Below are 17338 nucleotides of genomic sequence, written 5' to 3' on the forward strand. Positions count from 1 at the left end.
GCTGATTAGAAACTCATCTAGGGCGCGATCCGAAACGTGGCTACAGACGTGGGAAAAATTGAAGAAGCGCCCATAGAATATTGTTTTTCTTTCATTATTTACCCCAGAAAGCGGATCGCCCGCTCCGCCATTCGTCTTAGGCCCCAAACCGGGGCCGGCGAAATCAAACTTTCGAATTGAATCAGCAGGGCTCGGATCGGGCCACGCCCCCGTGTTCCTAAGCCTGAAGGCTGCAGGGCTCCGCCGCGATCACGCCGCGACGGAGCGCCCTTGCCTTATTGGGCCGCCAGCGCGGCCTGGACCTCGGCCCGGGCGGCTTCCATGTCGCGGCGGAAGACGTCGGAGCGTTGTTCGGCGCCATAGATGACCATGCCCGACTGCATGCCGGCCTCGACGGCGCTGTAGCTGTGGGATCCGCAGATGTAGCGGCTCTCGGCGAACTCGCGGCCGCGCGCATAGAGGGCGTCGGCGCGCTGGGGCGCCAGTTCGGCCAGGATCATCGCCACATGCACCCCATGGGCCGAGTGCCCGGACGGATAGTCGGGATTGGCGGCCAGATGGTCGCTCTTGGCTTCGCAGATCGGCTGGTCGGTGCCGATATAGGGGCGTTTGGTGGCCCAGTGAGTCTTGACGTCGCCGACCACAGACCGGTCGTCGCCCGCCCGGTCCAGCAACGCCGTCAGGACCGGCGCGGTTTCGCGCGTCAGGCGCACGCCCAAGGCCTCGGCGAAATGATCATAGGCGTCCCCGGTGACGTCGTGGGTCGCCAGCACCCAGCGCGGCGTGCCCTCCAGACTGCGGGTCTGCAGGAAGACGCCCCGGTTGGCGATGTCGCGGGGCGAACCCGGTGCGGGCGGAGGCGCCAGGACGGCGGTCAGGTCCGGCCGGTCCGGCTTGGCCAGATAACCGCGCGGGACGGCGGCGCCGGTCGGCTCGATCGCCAGACCGTCGCAGCGCGTCTCGGTCCGCAGCCGGTTGCAGGCGGCGGCGTCCGCCCCCGTCAGCCGCACCTCATAGCCCGGGAAGCGCGGATCGGCCCACAGATAGTCCGTCGACACATATTGCGCCCCGCTGGCGAAGGCGGCGCTGCGGCGCGTGACGTCGCCGGAGCGGGCCTCGGCCGTATCCGCATCGGCGCGGGTGCGGACGATGAAGCCGGCGCGAACGGCGGCCTGGATGCGCACCTGCTCGGCCACGGGGTCGTTCAACGTCAGATAGGCGGCGGCCGGCGAGGTCTCGTCGGTGTTGACGAAGAAGACGCGGCCTTCCAGCGAGCAGCGCGCGCCACGATAGCTGGCGACCTTTTCCGGGCCTTCGTCCAGGGCAAAGAAGACCTTGCCCCGCGCGGCTCCCAAGGTCGGCCAGCCGCCGGCCAGAACCGCGTCACGCAGGGTGGGATGATCGCCCTGGACACCGTCCGGCGTGATCAGCCGGTCAGCGTCGAAGACCGAGCGCACCTCGGCGTCCAGGGCGTCCCAGGCGGCGGCGTCGAAATCCAGGGGCGTCACCCCGCCCGGCATGGAGACCGCGCCCGTCTTGGCGTTCAGCATGATCAGGATCGGGGCGTGATCGGGATGGGCGCGCGACCAGTCGCGGATCTCGGTCAGACAGGCCACGAAAGTCAGGCAGGTGCTGCGGAAATCGACGTCCGGCATATGCAGGGTCTTGAAGCCGGGTCGGGCCATGGCTTCAGCGAAGGCGGCGCTGGTCAGCGCCCCCTGCCCCGGCCGGCCCAGGGCGGACAGGGGATGGGCGTAGCGCCCGCCCTGCGGATCGTTCAGCACGTCGATCTCGATCTGGCGCGCGCCGGCGTTCAGTTGTTCGGCCAGGGGCCGGTGCGAATAGTCCAGGGCCACGGCGGCGGGATTGACGGCGATCATGGCCTGCAGCTCGGCGGCCGGGATCGGCAGCTTGTAGCTATTATGGGTCCCCACGGCCGTCAGATCGTTCATCCCCAGACGCCGATCCATCCAGGCCACAGCACAGGCGTCCCCGCCCGCCGCCCGAACGTCCGACGCGCTCAGATCACAGGCCGGCTGGGCGGCGCCGAGCGCAGATCCGGCCAACAGGGCGGCCATCAGGGTGAACATGGGGAACTCCTTGGGTTGGGAATAGAAAGGGTGTGGACCCGCGCGGTGTGGAGGTTACAGCGACCAGCGCAGGCTGGCGGTGACGCTGGGACCGACGCGGCCGAGTTGCAGCAGGCGTCGCGTGTCGTGCTCATAGGCGAGGTCGGTCGTGTCGGTCAGGTTCGAGGCGGCGATCACCAGTTCACCGCCCGATCCGATGTCGAAAGAGGCCTGGGCGTCCAGATAGCCGGCGTCGGCCACGGTGAAGTCCGACACCCCTCCCCCCTGCATGTCCGCCTCGGATCGGAAGGCGGACCGCCAGGACCAGGACAGGCCGATGGCGATCGGCCCCCGCTCGAAGAAGGGGTTGATCGAATAGGCCAGGCGCGACACCCCGGCCAGGCTGTACCCCTCCGGCCCATGGCCGTCCGTCCAGGTGCCGCTGGCCCAAAGGCCGAATCCGGAAGGCAGCCGCCGATGGAGCCCGACCTCCAGCCCCCGGCTGACCGCCCGCCCCAGATTGGCCGGCCGCGACATCAGCACCTCGGCATGCACCAGGGGACCGGCCCGGGTCTCGAACACCAGCATCTCCGGCGCGGCCACCAGTCCGATGAAGTCGTCGATGGTCTTGTGGAAGACCGCGACGCTGAGCGCGCCCTGAGGGAAGGTCCATTCATAGGAGGCGTCGAGATTGGTCGACATGTAGGGACTGAGATCCGGGTTGCCGCCCACCCCGACGAACAGCGAACCCGGCGAAGGATCGTCGATCTCGGCCTGTCCGCGCTCGTAGATGGACGAGACCAGGGAACTGGCCGGCGCCGTCGCCAGCCGCAGATCGGCCAGGGACGGCCGGGTCATGGTGCGGGACGCCGCCAGCCGCAGCCGGCGCCCCTGATCAAGGTCGAAGGCGATGTTCAGGCTGGGAAGCAGACGGATATCCGACCCCGTATGAGATACGCCCCGGATCGCCGCCACGCCCTTGTCATCCGCCGTCAGCAGCGCGCCGTCCACGGCCGTCCGGGTCGCCACCAGGCGAAGACCCAGATTGCCGAAGAAGGGCGCCGATCCCGCTTCGCCTTCAAAATCGATCCGCCCATAGACGGCGCCGACCCGTTCGCCCACCTTGTACGAATTCTGCAGGTCGGCGCCGGTGGGCTTCAGGTCGCCCGGCGAGACTACGATGCTGTCGCTTTCACCCGGGAGGATGAAGGCGGTCTGGAAGGGTGCGAAGTCGGCGACGACCCAAGATCCTGGATGTTCGTCGATAACCTGATCGAAGACGCCGTTCTGAACGCGCGAACTGAAGAAGTCCGGGCTCAGCGTCTTTCCCGGTCCAAGCACGGCTTCGCGGTCCCGGCGCTGATAGTCGCGAGACCGGTCGCTGACCTGGCCGCCGAAACGAAAGTCAAACAGGCTCAGCCCGCCGATCCGGACATCTGCAGCCCGGCCGATGTCGATCAGGGCCGTGGCGTCGTCATCGACGGATTCGATGGCGCGCACGCCCAGCTTTTTCCATTTCAGGGCGGAAGGGTCGTCAAGATCGAAGTCGGTCCGCAGCAGGGCCGCCTTTCGAACGGAGACGGCGTCGCCCACGTCGAAGCTGTAGGACGGCGAAAGGCGCGCGCGAAAAGAGAGGCGTTCAAGCGGCGTATCCAGTTTCGATCGTGCGCGCGACAGGCTGACCCGCGGCTGAAACCTCCACGCCCCCAGCATCACCCGGGCCATTCCCGAGACCACGATGTTCAGATGCGCCTGATCCGAGAACTCGGTGTTGTTGTCGATCGTACCGGACTGGACGGCGCCGGCCGAAACCACCCCGTCGGCGATCGTCGCCTGTGCATCGTCCGCCTCCAGCAGCTTGCCGAGGCCATAGACGATCCGGTCTTCGCGGATGGCGTTGTCAAAGGTCGAGACCAGGCTGTCGAACCGCAGATGGACGGACGGCGACGCCCGCCATTCTCCCCCCAGGAACAGGCTCCGGCGCAGGCGGTCCTCCTGTTCGACGGTCGTGCGGACGTCGCTGGGCGCCACGACCTGTTCACCGTCCAGGGCCACCGGCAGATAGCGCTGGATCTGGAAACGGTCGTAGAGAACCGAACGTCCCTCTTGCGACAGGCCGCCGACCAGCCCCCAGTCGCCGTCGTCCGAAACCAGCCGCCCGGCCACGGACAGGTCGAGACGGGGGTCCCGCAGTCGCGCCTCGGCCGCGCCGCCGACCCGCAGGCTCAGGAACGAATCGCCATCCAGCCCCCCGACCGTCTCGATATTGATGTTGGAGCCGATTCCGCCCTCGATCAGATCCGGCGTCGCGGACTTGGTCAGTTGCGCGCCGGCCAGCAGGTCCGCCGACAGGGCGCGAAAGCGGAACTGGCGGCCGCTCTGGGTCGAGTTGCGGATGTTCTCGTTGAAGGCCACCGGCGCGCCGTTCAGGGTCACCGACTGGAACAGGGGGCCCAGGCCCCGGACGCTGACGAACTGCCCCTCCCCCACCTCGCGCTCGATGGCGACGCCAGGGACGCGCTGGAGCGCCTCGGCCAGATTGGCGGCCGGCAGTTCGCCGATCCGGGTCGAAGAGGCGCTGTCGGAGATGACGTCGGCCTTGCGCTTGCGGCGCAGGGATTCCTCGATCTGTTCCGACAGCCGGCCGACCACCGTCACCTCTTCCAGCTCGGTCGGCGCTATGGGTTGCGGCCGGTCCGGCGAGGCAGGCGCCGCCCAGACCCGAACGCCATGGGCGCCGATGAAGCGGTATTGAAGGCCTGCGCCGTCCAGCATCCGGCTCACCGCCGCGCGCCAGGTCATGCGGCCCCGAATGGGACGGCTGCGCCGCGCTTCGCCCGGCGAGGCGACAAAAGCCAGCTCACATCCCGCCGCCACACACAGATCCACCAGCGCACGGCGGGCGTCCTGGGCCGGAATATCGAGCGTCAGTGTCCCGTCCTGCGCCTGGGCGCGCCCGGTCCATCCCCCGCTGACCAGCACAGACAAAACCGCCCCCGCGACAACGACACGTCGCGCACCGAGCGGCGTCGATGGTGCGAACGGCTTCAAGCGGAGCAGGCCTTAGGACAATGGGACGAAGTTCAGCGTCGATCCTTAGCGCGACCGCGTGACAGCTCTGCGATGGCCCCAGCCTGCACTGACCTAGCCTGCTCGTATCAGGGCGCGACCGTCCGAGGTCCGTTCAATGGAAATCGGCAACAGATCGTCCATGCGGTCGATCAGTCCGACCTGTCCGGTCAAGGGCAACACCACCGTCACCCGCGTCTTCGCCAGGGCGGGATCGGCGATGACCATCGGCCGGTCGGCATAACGGGCAGCCTCGGCGATCACGTCGGACAGCGGGGCGTCATGGAAGATCAAGCGCCGTTCGCGCCAGGCCGTGGCGGACTCGACGTCCGGACGGCTCAGATGGACGCGGTCCAGGCCGGGGGTGAAGACGGCCTTCTGGCCGGGCGCCAGCATCACCGCGTGATCAAGCGAACGCCTCTTGCCGACGTCATGGCGGCCGATGGCGACACGCCCTTCCAGCAAGGAGACCTCCGCCCGGTTCCGCCGCAAGGTGGTGGTGAACCGCGTGCCCGTGACGATGACATTCCGATCCGCAACAGCGACCTGGAACGGGCGGGCAGGATTGTGGACGACATCGAAATAGGCCGCGCCCTGCAACAGGGCGACGCGCCGGGCGTCATCCTCGAACCGCACCCGGATTTGCGTATCGGCGTCCAGGGTGACGCGAGAACCGTCCTCCAAGGCGAGATCGGTGATTTCGCCGGGCGCGCTGGCGTAGACCACCGCCCCCTTGTCGGCGCTCTGGGATCCCAGGCCGGGCAGGATCATCAGGACGGCGATGGCCGCGACGGCCGAGGTCGCCAGGCCGCCGATCAGGATTCGTCGGCCGGTGTTCACGGGCTTGCGCCCCCGCAGCCGCGCCAGATCGCCTTCGAAGGCGCCGGCCAGAGGCGCGAGGCCCGCCAGACGCGCCTTCGCGGTCTCGTAGGCTGGCAGGTTGTCGTCCTTCTCCAACCAATCGAGGAAGGCCGCCTGATCGCGCGCGGGGACGGTCGGCCGACGCATGCGCGCCAGCCAGTCTTCGGCGGTTCGCGGCCGACGATCGAACAGGGATGTCAGGCGCTGGATCATGCGCGAACGAAACGCTCCTGGACGCGGCAGGGGGATAAGGCGCCGACGCCTTCAATATTCACAACGACACAGGGGTACGACACCTCAACCCTCTCGCGAAATCTTCAGCTGACGGAGGGCTTCGGCGATGTGTTTCTCGACCATGCTGACCGAGACGCCCAGGCGTTTGGCGATCTGGCTGTAGGTCTGCCCCTCGAACCGGTTGAGCAGGAAGGCGTCGCGCGTTCGCGGCGGCAGGGCGCGAATGATCCGGGCGGCGGCGGCCAGGTTTTCCCGGCCGATCAGATGCTGGTCCGCGGCGGGGGCGTCGCTGGCCACGGCCCGCGGGCCGGCGTCCAGGGCGTGAATGTCGTCGGTCCCGCGCACGCCCTTGCGGCCGGCCGATTTCCAGCGGTCCGTCTGCAGATTGCGGGCGATCACAAACAACAGGGGTCGAGCGTCGGCGCCTGACAGATCGTGGCCGGCGCGATGAAACCGAACAAAGGCCTCCTGCACCACGTCCTCGGCGTCCTCGATCGTCTGCCCCTTGCGTTGCAGATAGCCGATCAGGTCGCGGCGCAGTTCGACGACAAGACGCTCAACCGACATGGTCGCCGTCTTCCCGCTGGGCAAACGCGCAAAGACGTCCCCTCTTGCGGAGGGGACGTCGCGCCAGGCCAACCTCTAGGGGATCAGAAGTGATGGTCTGAACTGCTGCCATGGTCACGGCTCCCAAGCGAGCCGGCGCCTCAGCCGGCCGCATGAGCGGCCGGCTGGAAGTTCTGCAGACGACGTCGGCCGTCCGCAGCCCTCACCATGGTTCGGCGTTCCGGAAATGGATCAGAACTCCATCCGCAGGCCAAGGTTGATACGGCGACCCGACAGTTCGTACATGGTGGGGAAGGACGGATCCATCGTATAGCCCTTGGTCGCCTCATCGGTGACGTTGATGCCCTCCAGGTTGATCTGGAGGCTGTCGGTCACATTGTAGCTGGCCGACAGGTCGATCTGACCATAGCCTTCGCGCCAGATCGGATACATTTCGTAGCCGATCCCTTCGACGTACTTGTCCTTGAAGTTGTAGGACGCGCGCGCCTGGAACTTCGAGTTATCGTAGTAGAGGGTGAAGTTGTAGGTGTTGTCGGCCAGACCGACGGGCGGCATGCTGATGCCCAGTTTTGTCGTGGACGTCAGCGAGCTGTCCAACACCGTGTAGTTGGCGTTGATGCCGAAGCCTTCCAGCGGCGCATAGAACTGGCCGAACGGCACGACGGCGACCAGTTCGACGCCGCTGACTTCATACGAACCCGGCTCGTTGATGGGCTGATAGACGTCGAAGGTGTAGACGCCGTCGATCGAGCCGTTTGCGTTGTACTTGGTCACGTTCGGCACCGTGCCCGTCAGGGCCTGGCGAACGACGCCCTCGATCTCTTTCCAGAAGTAGGACACGGCCAGAAGACCGCCGTCACCCAGATACTGTTCCAGGCCCACTTCCCATTGCTTGGCGTAGGTCGGCTTCAGATTGGGGTTGCCGTCGGTGAAGCGGAACGAGTTCCAGCTGGCCGTGCGCTTGTAGGCCAGATCGGTCAGGGCCGGGCGGATCAGGGTTTCCGAAGCTGCGGCGCGGAAGATCAGGCTGTCCGTCAGATCGGCCGTGATGTTGAGGCTGGGCAGAACCTTGTCATAGCTGCCGTCGCTCGACACCGGCTCGGGCGTATAACCGGTCGAACCGTTCGGGTTCTGGATCTGGTGGTAACCCGACGAAGTGATCGAGGTGTCGACGTAGCGAGCGCCGCCGTTGACGGCGACCGGCACGGCCCCCAGGTCGAAGTTCAGGTCGGCCATGGCGTACAGCGACACGACCTCTTCCGACACCTCGTAATAGTCGCCCACGTTGAACGGCGTGTAGAAGCCGTCGTAGCGGAAGGTGCGGCGGGCGTAGTCGTTGGACACCTGGCTCCAGGTCAGGTCACGGACGCTGTAGGCGCCGCCGGGGACCAGATCGCTGATCGCCGTCAGTTCGCTCTGCGACATCGGGCGTCCGAGGTAGTCGACCTTGCCGGCGCCGGTGCCCTGGATGTTCAGGGAGCCGTACTGGCGCTCCTTCGACTTGTCGGTATAGCGGGCGCCGACCTGGACGCTGGTCAGGGCCGGGAAGAAGTCCAGATTCAGGTCTTTGGTGAAGTCGATCTGGGCGGCGTATTTGTCGTCGCTGATCTGCTCCAGCGACGTCTCGTAGCCTTCGAACAGATAGCTGGACGGCGAGTTGTACATGTCGATCGACGCCGGGTTGGCGCTCTTGATCGTCTCACCGCCCTGGGCCGTCCAGCGCGTCCGCGACGGCGCATAGACCGTGTGCTTCAGGTTGGCGTAGTCCAGCGTCTTCTCGGCGCCGGAATAGCCGGCCAGAGCATGCAGCTTCCAGCTGTCGCCGCTCCAGTTCAGTTCCGTCCCGAACTGCCGATAGTCCGTCTCGTTGATCCGCTCCTTGCTGAGCATCTCATGTTGGGTAAGGGTATAGGATACGTCGCGCAGCACGATCAGGCCGGAGTCAGCCAGGGTGGTCTTGTCGTACTCGTGGATGGTTTCCAGCGTCGAGCGGCTGGAGGCCGAATAGGCCGCCGCGTCATATTCGTCTTCGGTGGTTTCGTACCGGCCGATCAGGGCGTCGAAGGCCAGGCTGAAGTTCGATGACGGACGGTATTGCAGCGACAGGGCGCCGCCCCATTGGTCCTGGGTGTTCAGATAGGCGCGGTCGCCGACCTTGTCCTGGAAGATGATGCGGTCCGTCTCGGCCGTATTGGCGCGGTTCTGAACGACGACGCCGGCGTCGCGCGCCAGCACAGCCATCGCCTGGGCGCCCCGGGCGCCCGTCGAGTTGGCGAGGAAACGGGTCATCGGGCGGAAGTTGATGCCCGAGTTCGAGTCGGTCCGGTTGGTCCGACGCGCGGTCGAGAAGGACACCAAGGCCCCGAGGTCGCCCCAGGTGTCGCTGGCCAGGAAGGACAGTTTCGGATCGGTCTTTTCCGAGATCGAATTATAGGCGCCCTCGACAGAACCGACGACCCGGCGGCCGGCGTAGTCGAACGGACGGGCGGTCGAGATATTGACCGAACCGGCGATGCCGCCCTCTTCATCGGCGGCGCGCGGCGACTTCTGGACCGTCACCTGCTGGATGATTTCCGAAGCGAAGATGTCGAACTCGACGTCGCGGCCTCCGCTGCCCGAGGCGGTCGCCAGGCCGTTGATGCTGACGAAGGTGAACTCGCTGGGCAGGCCGCGCACGTTGACGCGCTGGCCCAGGCCCTTGTTGCGTTCGATTGTCACGCCGGGGATGCGCTGCAGCGCCTCGGCCAGGTTCTGCTCGGGGAAGTTGGCCACGTCGGTCGCGACGATGGAGTCCGAGAAGCCGACCGTCTTGCGCTTGATGTCCACCGCCTCTTCGAGGCTGCGGCGATACGAGCCGGTGACGATGATCTCGTCGATCTCGGTCGCTTCAGCCGCGCTCGGCGCGGTGACGACGGCTTGATCGGCCGATTGCGCCAGGGCGGCGAACGGCGACGCGGCGACCAGGGCGAAAGCCGTGGTGCCCAGGATTCGGTTCTTCATTTCAGGTAGCCCCCAGTGAGTTCTAGGCGCTTCAACGACCGGGCTTCGAAGCCCCTCAATGTGTGACAGGGCTTTTCATTCAAACTTCACGGCGCTGTCGCGTTCGCCGCTTCCGGACAGCAAAACGGCCCGCCGGACGCCCTGAAGGACGCCTGACGAGCCGCTGTCAGCCTGACTGTTCCGCCTGAAACGGTTAGCCGCCGTAGCTCCGGCCGCCGCCGCCGAAGCCGCCGCGCGACACGACGGCCGTGCGGCTCTGAACCCGGGCCGGCGCCTGACGCGCCACATCGCCATGTTCGCGGGCGTTGGCGACGGTGCGACCGGTCCGATAGTCGCGGTAGGTGTACCCGCCGCCGTAGCCGTTCGAGTAGCGGTTCTCGCGGTCGCGATACAGCGGGCCGCCGCCGCGATAACCGCCGCCGTTCAACAACTGGCCGACCACGAACCCCGCCAGCAGAGGCGTGAAGAAGGAGCCGTTGCCGCCCTGATTGTTGGGCTGGCATTGCGACGGCCCCCACTGGCCTTCGCATTCTTCGCGCGTCGCATAGCGCGGCGCGGTCTTGGCGGCTTCTTCCCGGGCCTTGGCCAGGGCGGCGTCGCACTGGTCGTCAGGGATGTCGTTGGCGGCGCGGCACTCGTCCAGACTGGCGTAGGCCAGGGCGGGTTCCGGCTCGGGCTCGGGCGCCCGGACCTGAGGCGAACTGCAGGCGGCCAGCGAGAAGCTGGCGGTCGCCATCAGACTGCTGACATGGAGGATACGCGAGCGCTTCAGCCGGCGCATGGTTTCCGTCTTGGGCAGGTCCTTGGGATCGGTCATGGCGGTCACGACGTCATGCAGGCGGCGTTCAGCAGCCCGACGCAGATGGAGATGGAGGCCAGATAGACGGCCGCGGCGATTTCGCCCGCCTCGATCCGGGCCACCAGATTGCGGAAGGCCATGCGGCTGATGGCGACGAAGACCACGATCTGGATCACGCCGGCCAACAGGGCCCAGGCCGCGAACTCCATCAGGCTGACGGTGTGCGACAGGGCCGAGGCCAGGGGCAGGACATAGCCGATCAGGGCCCCGCCCAGCGCAATGGCGGCGGCGGTGTTGCCCTCACGGATCAGCGTATGCTCGTGATAGGGCGTGACCCACTGGTAAACCAACTTGAAGGCCAGGGTGAAGGCGCCGGCGACGGCGAAGGCGATCAGGAAGGCGATCGCGCCCTGCTGAAAAATGAACCAGTCGAACATTCAGTCTTCCCTTTCGGATCGCGCGGTCAGGCGCGGAACTCGGCCATTTCCAATGGAATGCCGATCATGATTTCGTGGGTGGTCTCGCCGCCCTCGGGCTGTTGCTCCAGGGCGATCATCAGTTCGCGGCCGTCCGCCAGTTCTCGCGCGTACAGCATGCAGGTCTGAAAGATCTTGGCGTAGGGCGTGGTCGCCGCCCGGTCGTCCCAGATGGTCTCCCATAGAGTGACCGGCGGCTGAACGGCGTCGCTCTCGGCGAACCAAAAGCGCGGATAGTCCGGCAGTTCCTCCGCCGCACCGTGAAAGACCGGCGCCGACAGACGGTCGCGCCAGATCCGGCGTTCCCGCTCGCCCGGCGGATAGGCCGAGGTCCAGGGGATGAACAGGCTGAAATCATAGCTTTCGGCGCCCGCCTCGTCGTCGCTCATGGCCTGAAGCATGACGTGGTCGTCGGTGTAGAAGCGGTGGACGAACTGGCCGCTGTCCAGACTGACCAGGCCCTGGGCCGAGATGTCCAGCACGTCCCGATCCAGCACGAAATGGGTCTCATCGCCCAACCGGCGCCAGGCCAGCGGGTCCAGCGACACGGTGCGGCCCACGGTGATGTTTCGCACGGTCGCCAGCCTGGAGGCCGGCTCGACCTTGTTCGATGATCCAAAGAGTTTCTTGAACATGGGCGACTATCTAGGCCCGAAGCGCGCCGACGGCGAGCGAACAGCGAGGATGCGACCGAATGATGCGGTTCATGGCTCGAAAATCCAACACATCTTGCCGGACGTCAAGCGTTCATGTTACGCGTTTCATGAAACATGCCTGCAACCGCCCCGCCCTCGTCCGCCGCCAATGACCGCATCCGTGCGTGGCGACAGGCGCGTCGCGAGGCGGGACTGGTCAAGCTGGAGCTCTGGGTGCCTGAATCCGCTCGCGACGACGTGAAGGCCGCCGTCCGCGCCATCATCACCGATTCCACCCGCGGCCCCCGGCTTGCTGCTCAGAGCCTTGCCGGCCGCTCGCGCCGCCCCACTTCTCATTCCATCCCCCCTGGAGACGACCACCACATGGACGCCGTGATCGAAACCCCCTGGACCGTGCCCGCCATCAAGGCGGCGCTCGATGAATCCCCCCTGCTGCGCGAGGGCGAGATGACCCTGCGCGTGCTGGAGGGCGCCGAGCCCGTCCTGTTGGCGACCATGCACGAATACGGCGACTTGCCGGTCTATCTCAGCGTCGGCGGCGCCCAGATCGTTTGCTCGGTCCTGCTGTGGCCCGTCGCCGAACAGGCCGACCGCCACGCCTTCAACGAATTCCTGCTGAAGGCCCAGCGCGTGGTGCCCCTGTCCAACTTCGCCATCACCAACGTCGGCGGCGAAGACGTGTATGAGCTGATGGGCGAACTGTCGTGCAAGACGACCCTGCAGACCATCCTCATCGAACTGCGCACCCTGGCCGAGAATGCGATCGACGCCACTGAACTGCGTGAAACCTTCGGCGCCGACGCCGCCTGATCCGGAGACCCGACCATGTCCATGCTCAGAAAACTCTCCGCCCTGTTCCGCGGTTCGGCCCATGACGCGGCCCAGGGCGTCGTCGACGCCAACGCCCTGAAGATCCTCGACCAGGAAATCCGCGACGCCGACAACGCCCAAGGCAAGGCGCGCGACGACCTCGCCGGCCTGGTGGCGCGCCGCCGGATGGCCGAAAACGAAATGGCCAGCTTCCGCGATCAGATCGCCAAATACGAAAGCTCGGCCCGCTCCGCCCTGGGACAGGGCAAGACCGACCTCGCCCGCGAAGTCGCCGGCCGCATCGCCGAGCTGGAGGTCGAGATCACCAGCCGTGGCCCGCTGATCGAGGACATGAAGACGGCCGAAACGCGCCTGCGCACCGCCATCGCCTCGACCGACCAGAAGATCGAGACGCTTCGTCGCGAGATCGACATCGTCAAGGTCAACGACTCCGTCCAGCGCGCCCAGACCTCGGTCGCCCTGAACTCGGCCGGCGCCCAGTCGCGCATCGGCTCGGCGGCGGACAGCCTGCAACGCATCAAGCAACGCCAGGCCATCCAGGAAGAAAAACTGAACGCCAGCCAGGCCCTGGAAGACCGCCGCACCGGCGCCGATCTGGACGCCAAGCTGCGCGAGGCCGGCATCCTGCCCGGTCATTCTTCGGCCGACGACGTTCTGGCTCGCCTCAGCCAGCCGGACGTGACCGTGGTCACGCCGCGCATCGGCCAATCTACTCCAGGCGTGGCGACCCCCGACAAGGACCCGGCCTGAACCATGGAGCGTCTGCGCCTCGAACCCCGAACCGACTGGGACGCCAAGGCCGAGGAACTCGGCTTCACCTGGCGCCACACTGACGGCAAACCCTATTGGGACGAGACGGCCGCCTACGCCTTCTCGCTGGCCGAGATCGAGGACGGGATCGAGGCGCCGACCGCCGAACTGCACGGCCTCTGCCTGGACCTCGTCAATGAGGCGGTCCAGTCGGAGCGCCTGATGGAACAGCTCGATATTCCCGAGCCGATGCGGGACTATGTCGCCGACAGCTGGAAACGGCAGGAGCCGTCCCTCTATGGCCGGTTCGACTTCGCCTATGACGGCGCGGGTCCGGCCAAGCTCTACGAATACAACGCCGACACCCCGACCAGCATCTATGAGACGGCGGTGTTCCAATGGCTGTGGCTGGAGGACCAGATCGCCGCCGGCGTCCTGCCCGCCGACGCCGACCAGTTCAACAGCCTGCATGAGAAGCTGGTGGATCGGTTCCGCGCCATCTTCCCGGACGGCGGCTTCCTCCACTTCAGCTCCGACGCCGACTTCGTCGAGGACCGCCAGACCGTGCGTTTCCTCGAGGATCTCGCGCGTCAGGCCGGGCTGGACCCTCAGTTCGTCGCCATCGATCAGATCGGCCTGAACGAAGAGGGCCGGTTCGTGGACCACGAGAACTGGATCATCCAAGCGATGTTCAAGCTCTATCCGTGGGAACATATGCTGCGCGACGACTACGCCGCCCCCCTGCCGACCGCAGAGGTCACGGTGCTGGAGCCGGCGTGGAAGAGCCTCCTGTCCAACAAGGCCATCCTGCCCCTGCTGTGGGAACGCCACCCCGGCCACCCCAATCTGCTGGAATCCTATTTCGAGGGCGATCCGAGGGAGACGGCCTTGGGAAGCTCCTATGTCCGCAAGCCCCTGTTCTCGCGCGAAGGCGACAATGTCGAACTGATCGATCAGGGCCTCAGCGCCGCCGAGGTGGTGGACGGCGGTTACGGCGAGGGCCGCTACATCCGTCAGGCCCTGCACAATCCGCCGCGTTTCGACGACAACTATGTCATCGTCGGTTCCTGGGTTGTCGGCGAAGAACCGGCAGGCATCAGCCTGCGCGAGGATCAGGGGCGCATCACCCGCAACACCTCGCGCTTCGTGCCCCACTTCATCCGCGACTGACGCTCAACCCGCCGCCTGATCAGAACCACCGGTCCTGCATCGCCAGCGTCGTGTCGTCCTTGCTGACCAGCAGGTCCAGCATCGGCCCGATCTTGGGCAGTTCCCAGCGGAAGAAGTAGCGCGCGGCCTGGCGCTTGCCGTCGTAGAAGTCGCCGGTCTTGCCGGCCGCCGCCAGCGCCTGCTCCAGCCAGATCCAGGCCATCACCGCATGACCCACAGCCTCCAGATAGGTCGAGGCGTTGGCCAGGGCCCGCTCCGGGTCGCCGCCCTGCCAGACCGTGGCCGTCGCCGCCCCGATCCGGCCCATGGCCTCGGCCAGGGCCTCGCTATAGGGCGCCAACTCGCCATCGCCTGACGCCCGCGCAACAGTGGCCATCACCGTCTCGCCCAGCAGCTTCAGCCCCGAGCCGCCGTCCATGATCGCCTTGCGGCCCAACAGGTCCAGTCCCTGGATCCCGTGCGTGCCCTCGTGGATCGGGTTCAGCCGGTTGTCGCGATAGAACTGCTCGACCGGATAGTCGCGGGTATAGCCGTAGCCGCCCAGCACCTGGATCGCCAGGCTGTTGCCCTCCAGGCACCATTGCGACGGCCAGCTCTTGGCGATGGGCGTCAGCATGTCCAGCAGCCGTCCGGCGCGGTCCCGCTCGGCCGCGTCCTCGGCCGTCGTCTGGTCGTCGGTCAGCCGCGCGCAATACAGGTTCAGCCCCAGCGCCCCCTCGGCATAGGCTTTCTGCGCCAGCAGCATGCGGCGCACGTCGGCGTGCTCGATGATCGGCACGGGCGGACTGGCGGGATCCTTGGCCGACAGGGGCCGTCCCTGCGGCCGGCCGCGCGCATAGTCCAGGGCGTGCAGATAGCCGGTATAGCCCAGGGCCGCCGCGCCGGCCCCGACGCCGATCCGCGCCTCGTTCATCATGTGGAACATGGCGGCCAGCCCCTGATGCGGCGCCCCGACCAGCCAGCCGACCGCGCCCCCCTGCCCGCCCGGCGCATGCCGTCCCTCGCCGAAGTTCAGCAGGGTGTTGGTCGTGCCGCGATAGCCCATCTTGTGGTTCAGCCCGGCCAGGACGACGTCGTTGCGCTCGCCCGGCGCGCCGTTTTCGTCCAGCAGGTGTTTGGGAACCACGAACAGCGAGATCCCCTTCACCCCCGCCGGCGCCCCCTCCATCCGGGCCAGAACCATATGGACGATGGTTTCAGACAGGTCGTGATCCCCGCCCGAAATCCACATCTTCGATCCGAACAGCCGATAGCTCCCGTCGGCCTGCGGAACCGCGCGGGTGCGGATATCGCCCAGCGACGATCCCGCCTGCGGCTCCGACAGGCACATGGTGCCGAAGAACCGCCCCTCCAGCATCGGCCGCACATAGGCGTCGACCTGCGCGGCCGTGCCGTGGGTCTTCAGCAGATTGGCCGCCCCAATCGTCAGGAACGGATAGGCGGCCGTGCCCACATTGGCGGCCTGGAACCAGGCGAAGCCGGCGCGCTCGATCACATTGGGCAGTTGCAGCCCGCCCAGATCATAGTCCTGGGACGCCGAAAACAGCCCCGCCTCGCGGAACGCCGCCAGGGCCTCGGCCACCTCGGGGATCATCGTCACCCGCTCGCCGTCGAACGTCGGCTCGTTCTGATCGGCCTTGCGATTGTGCGGGGCGAACATATCCGCCGCAAGCTGGGCGCAGGTATCCAGCACCCCGTCGAACGACACCCGGTCATGATCCGCAAACCGCGCCCGCTGCGTCAGCCGCTCGACCTCCAGCCATTCGTACAGAATGAAATCCAGATCGCGCCGGGACAGGATCAGCGAGGCGTCAGACATGCGAAGGCTCCGAAGACGCCGCCTTGCGGCGACACCCGGCCAGCCTAGGTCGCCGCCCCGCAGGCGGCAAGTTCGCCCTCAACCGCCGGCCGGACGATCCTCGGCCACCAAGTGCTGCAGCACCCGCTTCTCCAGCACCAGCAGGGCCCCGGCGCCATTGGTCCGCATCACCAGCCCCTCCGCCAGCGGCCTGACCGCCTGATGCACGGCTCCCGCCAGACGCATGAAGTCGGACCGCCCCCGGCCGGACACCCCGTGCAGGGCGCACAGCTGCCGCCAGTCCTGGACAAAGCCCGCCAGCACCGCCCGGAACCGCTCGGCGCGCGCCCGGGCTTCAGCGCCGTCTGCCGCGGGCGTCAGCTCCTGGCTCAGATCGTCCACCAACCATTGAACCTCCGCCGCCGGCATGACAGCGAACCTCTGGTCAGCCTCGGTCAGCAGTTGCGACGGTGCGGTCGGGTCCCAACCCACCGTCCGCCACTGATCGCGCGGCGGCGTCTTGCCGCAGGCGAACTGCCAGAAGCCGGCCGTGCCCGTGGTGTCGGCGACCAGATGAATCCGCTCGGCGTCGGACCCGTTCTCTACATGGTGACGCCGCCAGTTGTCGAAGATCCAGGCCTCTCCCGCCCCCATGTGCACGGCCTCGCCGTCGCAGTGAAACCGCACCTGGGGCCGGGTGAAGACCGGGATGTGCAGCCTGACCCGCGTATGCCAGTGATAATTGATGTCGGCGTGCTCCGGCACCCCTGCGCCGGCCGCCAGTCGCATCAGCCGCGACCGGCTCCACACCACGCCGAAACCCGACAGGACCTGACGCAGATAGGGCATCTGCTCCAGCCAGGGGGTTGGCGACATCTGTCCATGGACCGAATCCGTTTCCACTCCGCCGGCGCTGATCAGACGCGCCGCGCTGTTGCCATGCACGCGATCCGGATGCGGCCCCCACGCCTCGTCCGGCAGGGCCGCAACCTCGGCCTGCAGACGCTCGACATCGAACAGGACCGGAAGCTGATAGAAGCGCTGCGACAGTCGCATGG

Annotated in this window: 13 protein-coding genes; 3 read left to right on the top strand and 10 right to left on the bottom strand. The window is 66.9% G+C overall.

Annotation, left to right across the window (positions count from 1 at the left end):
* Nucleotides 1–275: 275 nt before the first annotated feature.
* From GYM46_RS00930 to GYM46_RS00965, 8 genes are all read right to left on the bottom strand, one after another.
* On the bottom strand, nt 276–2090 hold the full coding sequence (locus tag GYM46_RS00930) for a Ca2+-dependent phosphoinositide-specific phospholipase C (RefSeq protein ID WP_008264312.1): 1815 nt from the start codon (nt 2088–2090) through the stop codon (nt 276–278).
* A 54-nt stretch (nt 2091–2144) separates the two neighbouring features.
* On the bottom strand, nt 2145–5051 hold the full coding sequence (locus tag GYM46_RS00935; RefSeq protein ID WP_008262130.1) for a TonB-dependent receptor: 2907 nt from the start codon (nt 5049–5051) through the stop codon (nt 2145–2147).
* A gap of 162 nt (nt 5052–5213) precedes the next feature.
* Complete coding sequence (locus tag GYM46_RS00940) at nt 5214–6212, bottom strand: FecR family protein (protein WP_008262546.1); 999 nt, start codon at nt 6210–6212, stop codon at nt 5214–5216.
* Nucleotides 6213–6296: 84 nt separating this feature from the next.
* Nucleotides 6297–6800, bottom strand: a complete 504-nt coding sequence (locus tag GYM46_RS00945) for an RNA polymerase sigma factor (RefSeq protein WP_008261471.1) — start codon at nt 6798–6800, stop codon at nt 6297–6299.
* Nucleotides 6801–7031: 231 nt separating this feature from the next.
* A complete protein-coding gene (locus GYM46_RS00950; protein WP_008261838.1) occupies nt 7032–9800 on the bottom strand; it encodes a TonB-dependent receptor in 2769 nt (922 codons plus the stop codon).
* Nucleotides 9801–9993: 193 nt separating this feature from the next.
* Nucleotides 9994–10617: a DUF1190 domain-containing protein gene (locus GYM46_RS00955; protein WP_083793416.1), complete on the bottom strand. Its 624-nt coding sequence runs from the start codon at nt 10615–10617 to the stop codon at nt 9994–9996.
* Between the two features lie 5 nt (nt 10618–10622).
* Complete coding sequence (locus GYM46_RS00960; protein ID WP_008261051.1) at nt 10623–11036, bottom strand: DUF350 domain-containing protein; 414 nt, start codon at nt 11034–11036, stop codon at nt 10623–10625.
* 26 nt (nt 11037–11062) lie between these two features.
* Complete coding sequence (locus GYM46_RS00965; RefSeq protein ID WP_008259030.1) at nt 11063–11710, bottom strand: YjfK family protein; 648 nt, start codon at nt 11708–11710, stop codon at nt 11063–11065.
* Nucleotides 11711–11845: 135 nt separating this feature from the next.
* Here GYM46_RS00965 and GYM46_RS00970 point away from each other — a divergent pair, with 135 nt between their 5' ends.
* Genes GYM46_RS00970 through GYM46_RS00980 form a run of 3 tightly spaced genes read left to right on the top strand, consistent with a single transcriptional unit; the run spans nt 11846 to nt 14482 of the window.
* Nucleotides 11846–12541: a YjfI family protein gene (locus GYM46_RS00970; protein ID WP_008259979.1), complete on the top strand. Its 696-nt coding sequence runs from the start codon at nt 11846–11848 to the stop codon at nt 12539–12541.
* A 15-nt stretch (nt 12542–12556) separates the two neighbouring features.
* Complete coding sequence (locus tag GYM46_RS00975; RefSeq protein WP_008262538.1) at nt 12557–13312, top strand: PspA/IM30 family protein; 756 nt, start codon at nt 12557–12559, stop codon at nt 13310–13312.
* Between the two features lie 3 nt (nt 13313–13315).
* On the top strand, nt 13316–14482 hold the full coding sequence (locus tag GYM46_RS00980) for a glutathionylspermidine synthase family protein (RefSeq protein WP_008260082.1): 1167 nt from the start codon (nt 13316–13318) through the stop codon (nt 14480–14482).
* 19 nt (nt 14483–14501) lie between these two features.
* Here GYM46_RS00980 and GYM46_RS00985 read toward each other — a convergent pair whose 3' ends face one another.
* On the bottom strand, nt 14502–16301 hold the full coding sequence (locus GYM46_RS00985; RefSeq protein ID WP_008261725.1) for an acyl-CoA dehydrogenase: 1800 nt from the start codon (nt 16299–16301) through the stop codon (nt 14502–14504).
* A gap of 78 nt (nt 16302–16379) precedes the next feature.
* Entirely contained in the window at nt 16380–17336 is a 957-nt protein-coding gene (locus tag GYM46_RS00990) for an aspartyl/asparaginyl beta-hydroxylase domain-containing protein (protein ID WP_008260368.1), read from the bottom strand.
* Nucleotides 17337–17338: the final 2 nt, after the last annotated feature.

Source organism: Brevundimonas mediterranea (assembly GCF_011064825.1).
Lineage (GTDB): Bacteria > Pseudomonadota > Alphaproteobacteria > Caulobacterales > Caulobacteraceae > Brevundimonas > Brevundimonas mediterranea_A.

Coding starts and splice junctions, on each gene's coding strand:
- GYM46_RS00930 (WP_008264312.1), bottom strand. CDS start 2,090: ATGTTCACCCTGATGGCCGCCCTGTTGGCCGGATCTGCGCTCGGCGCC.
- GYM46_RS00940 (WP_008262546.1), bottom strand. CDS start 6,212: ATGATCCAGCGCCTGACATCCCTGTTCGATCGTCGGCCGCGAACCGCC.
- GYM46_RS00945 (WP_008261471.1), bottom strand. CDS start 6,800: ATGTCGGTTGAGCGTCTTGTCGTCGAACTGCGCCGCGACCTGATCGGC.
- GYM46_RS00950 (WP_008261838.1), bottom strand. CDS start 9,800: ATGAAGAACCGAATCCTGGGCACCACGGCTTTCGCCCTGGTCGCCGCG.
- GYM46_RS00955 (WP_083793416.1), bottom strand. CDS start 10,617: ATGACCGATCCCAAGGACCTGCCCAAGACGGAAACCATGCGCCGGCTG.
- GYM46_RS00960 (WP_008261051.1), bottom strand. CDS start 11,036: ATGTTCGACTGGTTCATTTTTCAGCAGGGCGCGATCGCCTTCCTGATC.
- GYM46_RS00965 (WP_008259030.1), bottom strand. CDS start 11,710: ATGTTCAAGAAACTCTTTGGATCATCGAACAAGGTCGAGCCGGCCTCC.
- GYM46_RS00970 (WP_008259979.1), top strand. CDS start 11,846: ATGCCTGCAACCGCCCCGCCCTCGTCCGCCGCCAATGACCGCATCCGT.
- GYM46_RS00975 (WP_008262538.1), top strand. CDS start 12,557: ATGTCCATGCTCAGAAAACTCTCCGCCCTGTTCCGCGGTTCGGCCCAT.
- GYM46_RS00980 (WP_008260082.1), top strand. CDS start 13,316: ATGGAGCGTCTGCGCCTCGAACCCCGAACCGACTGGGACGCCAAGGCC.
- GYM46_RS00985 (WP_008261725.1), bottom strand. CDS start 16,301: ATGTCTGACGCCTCGCTGATCCTGTCCCGGCGCGATCTGGATTTCATT.
- GYM46_RS00990 (WP_008260368.1), bottom strand. CDS start 17,336: ATGCGACTGTCGCAGCGCTTCTATCAGCTTCCGGTCCTGTTCGATGTC.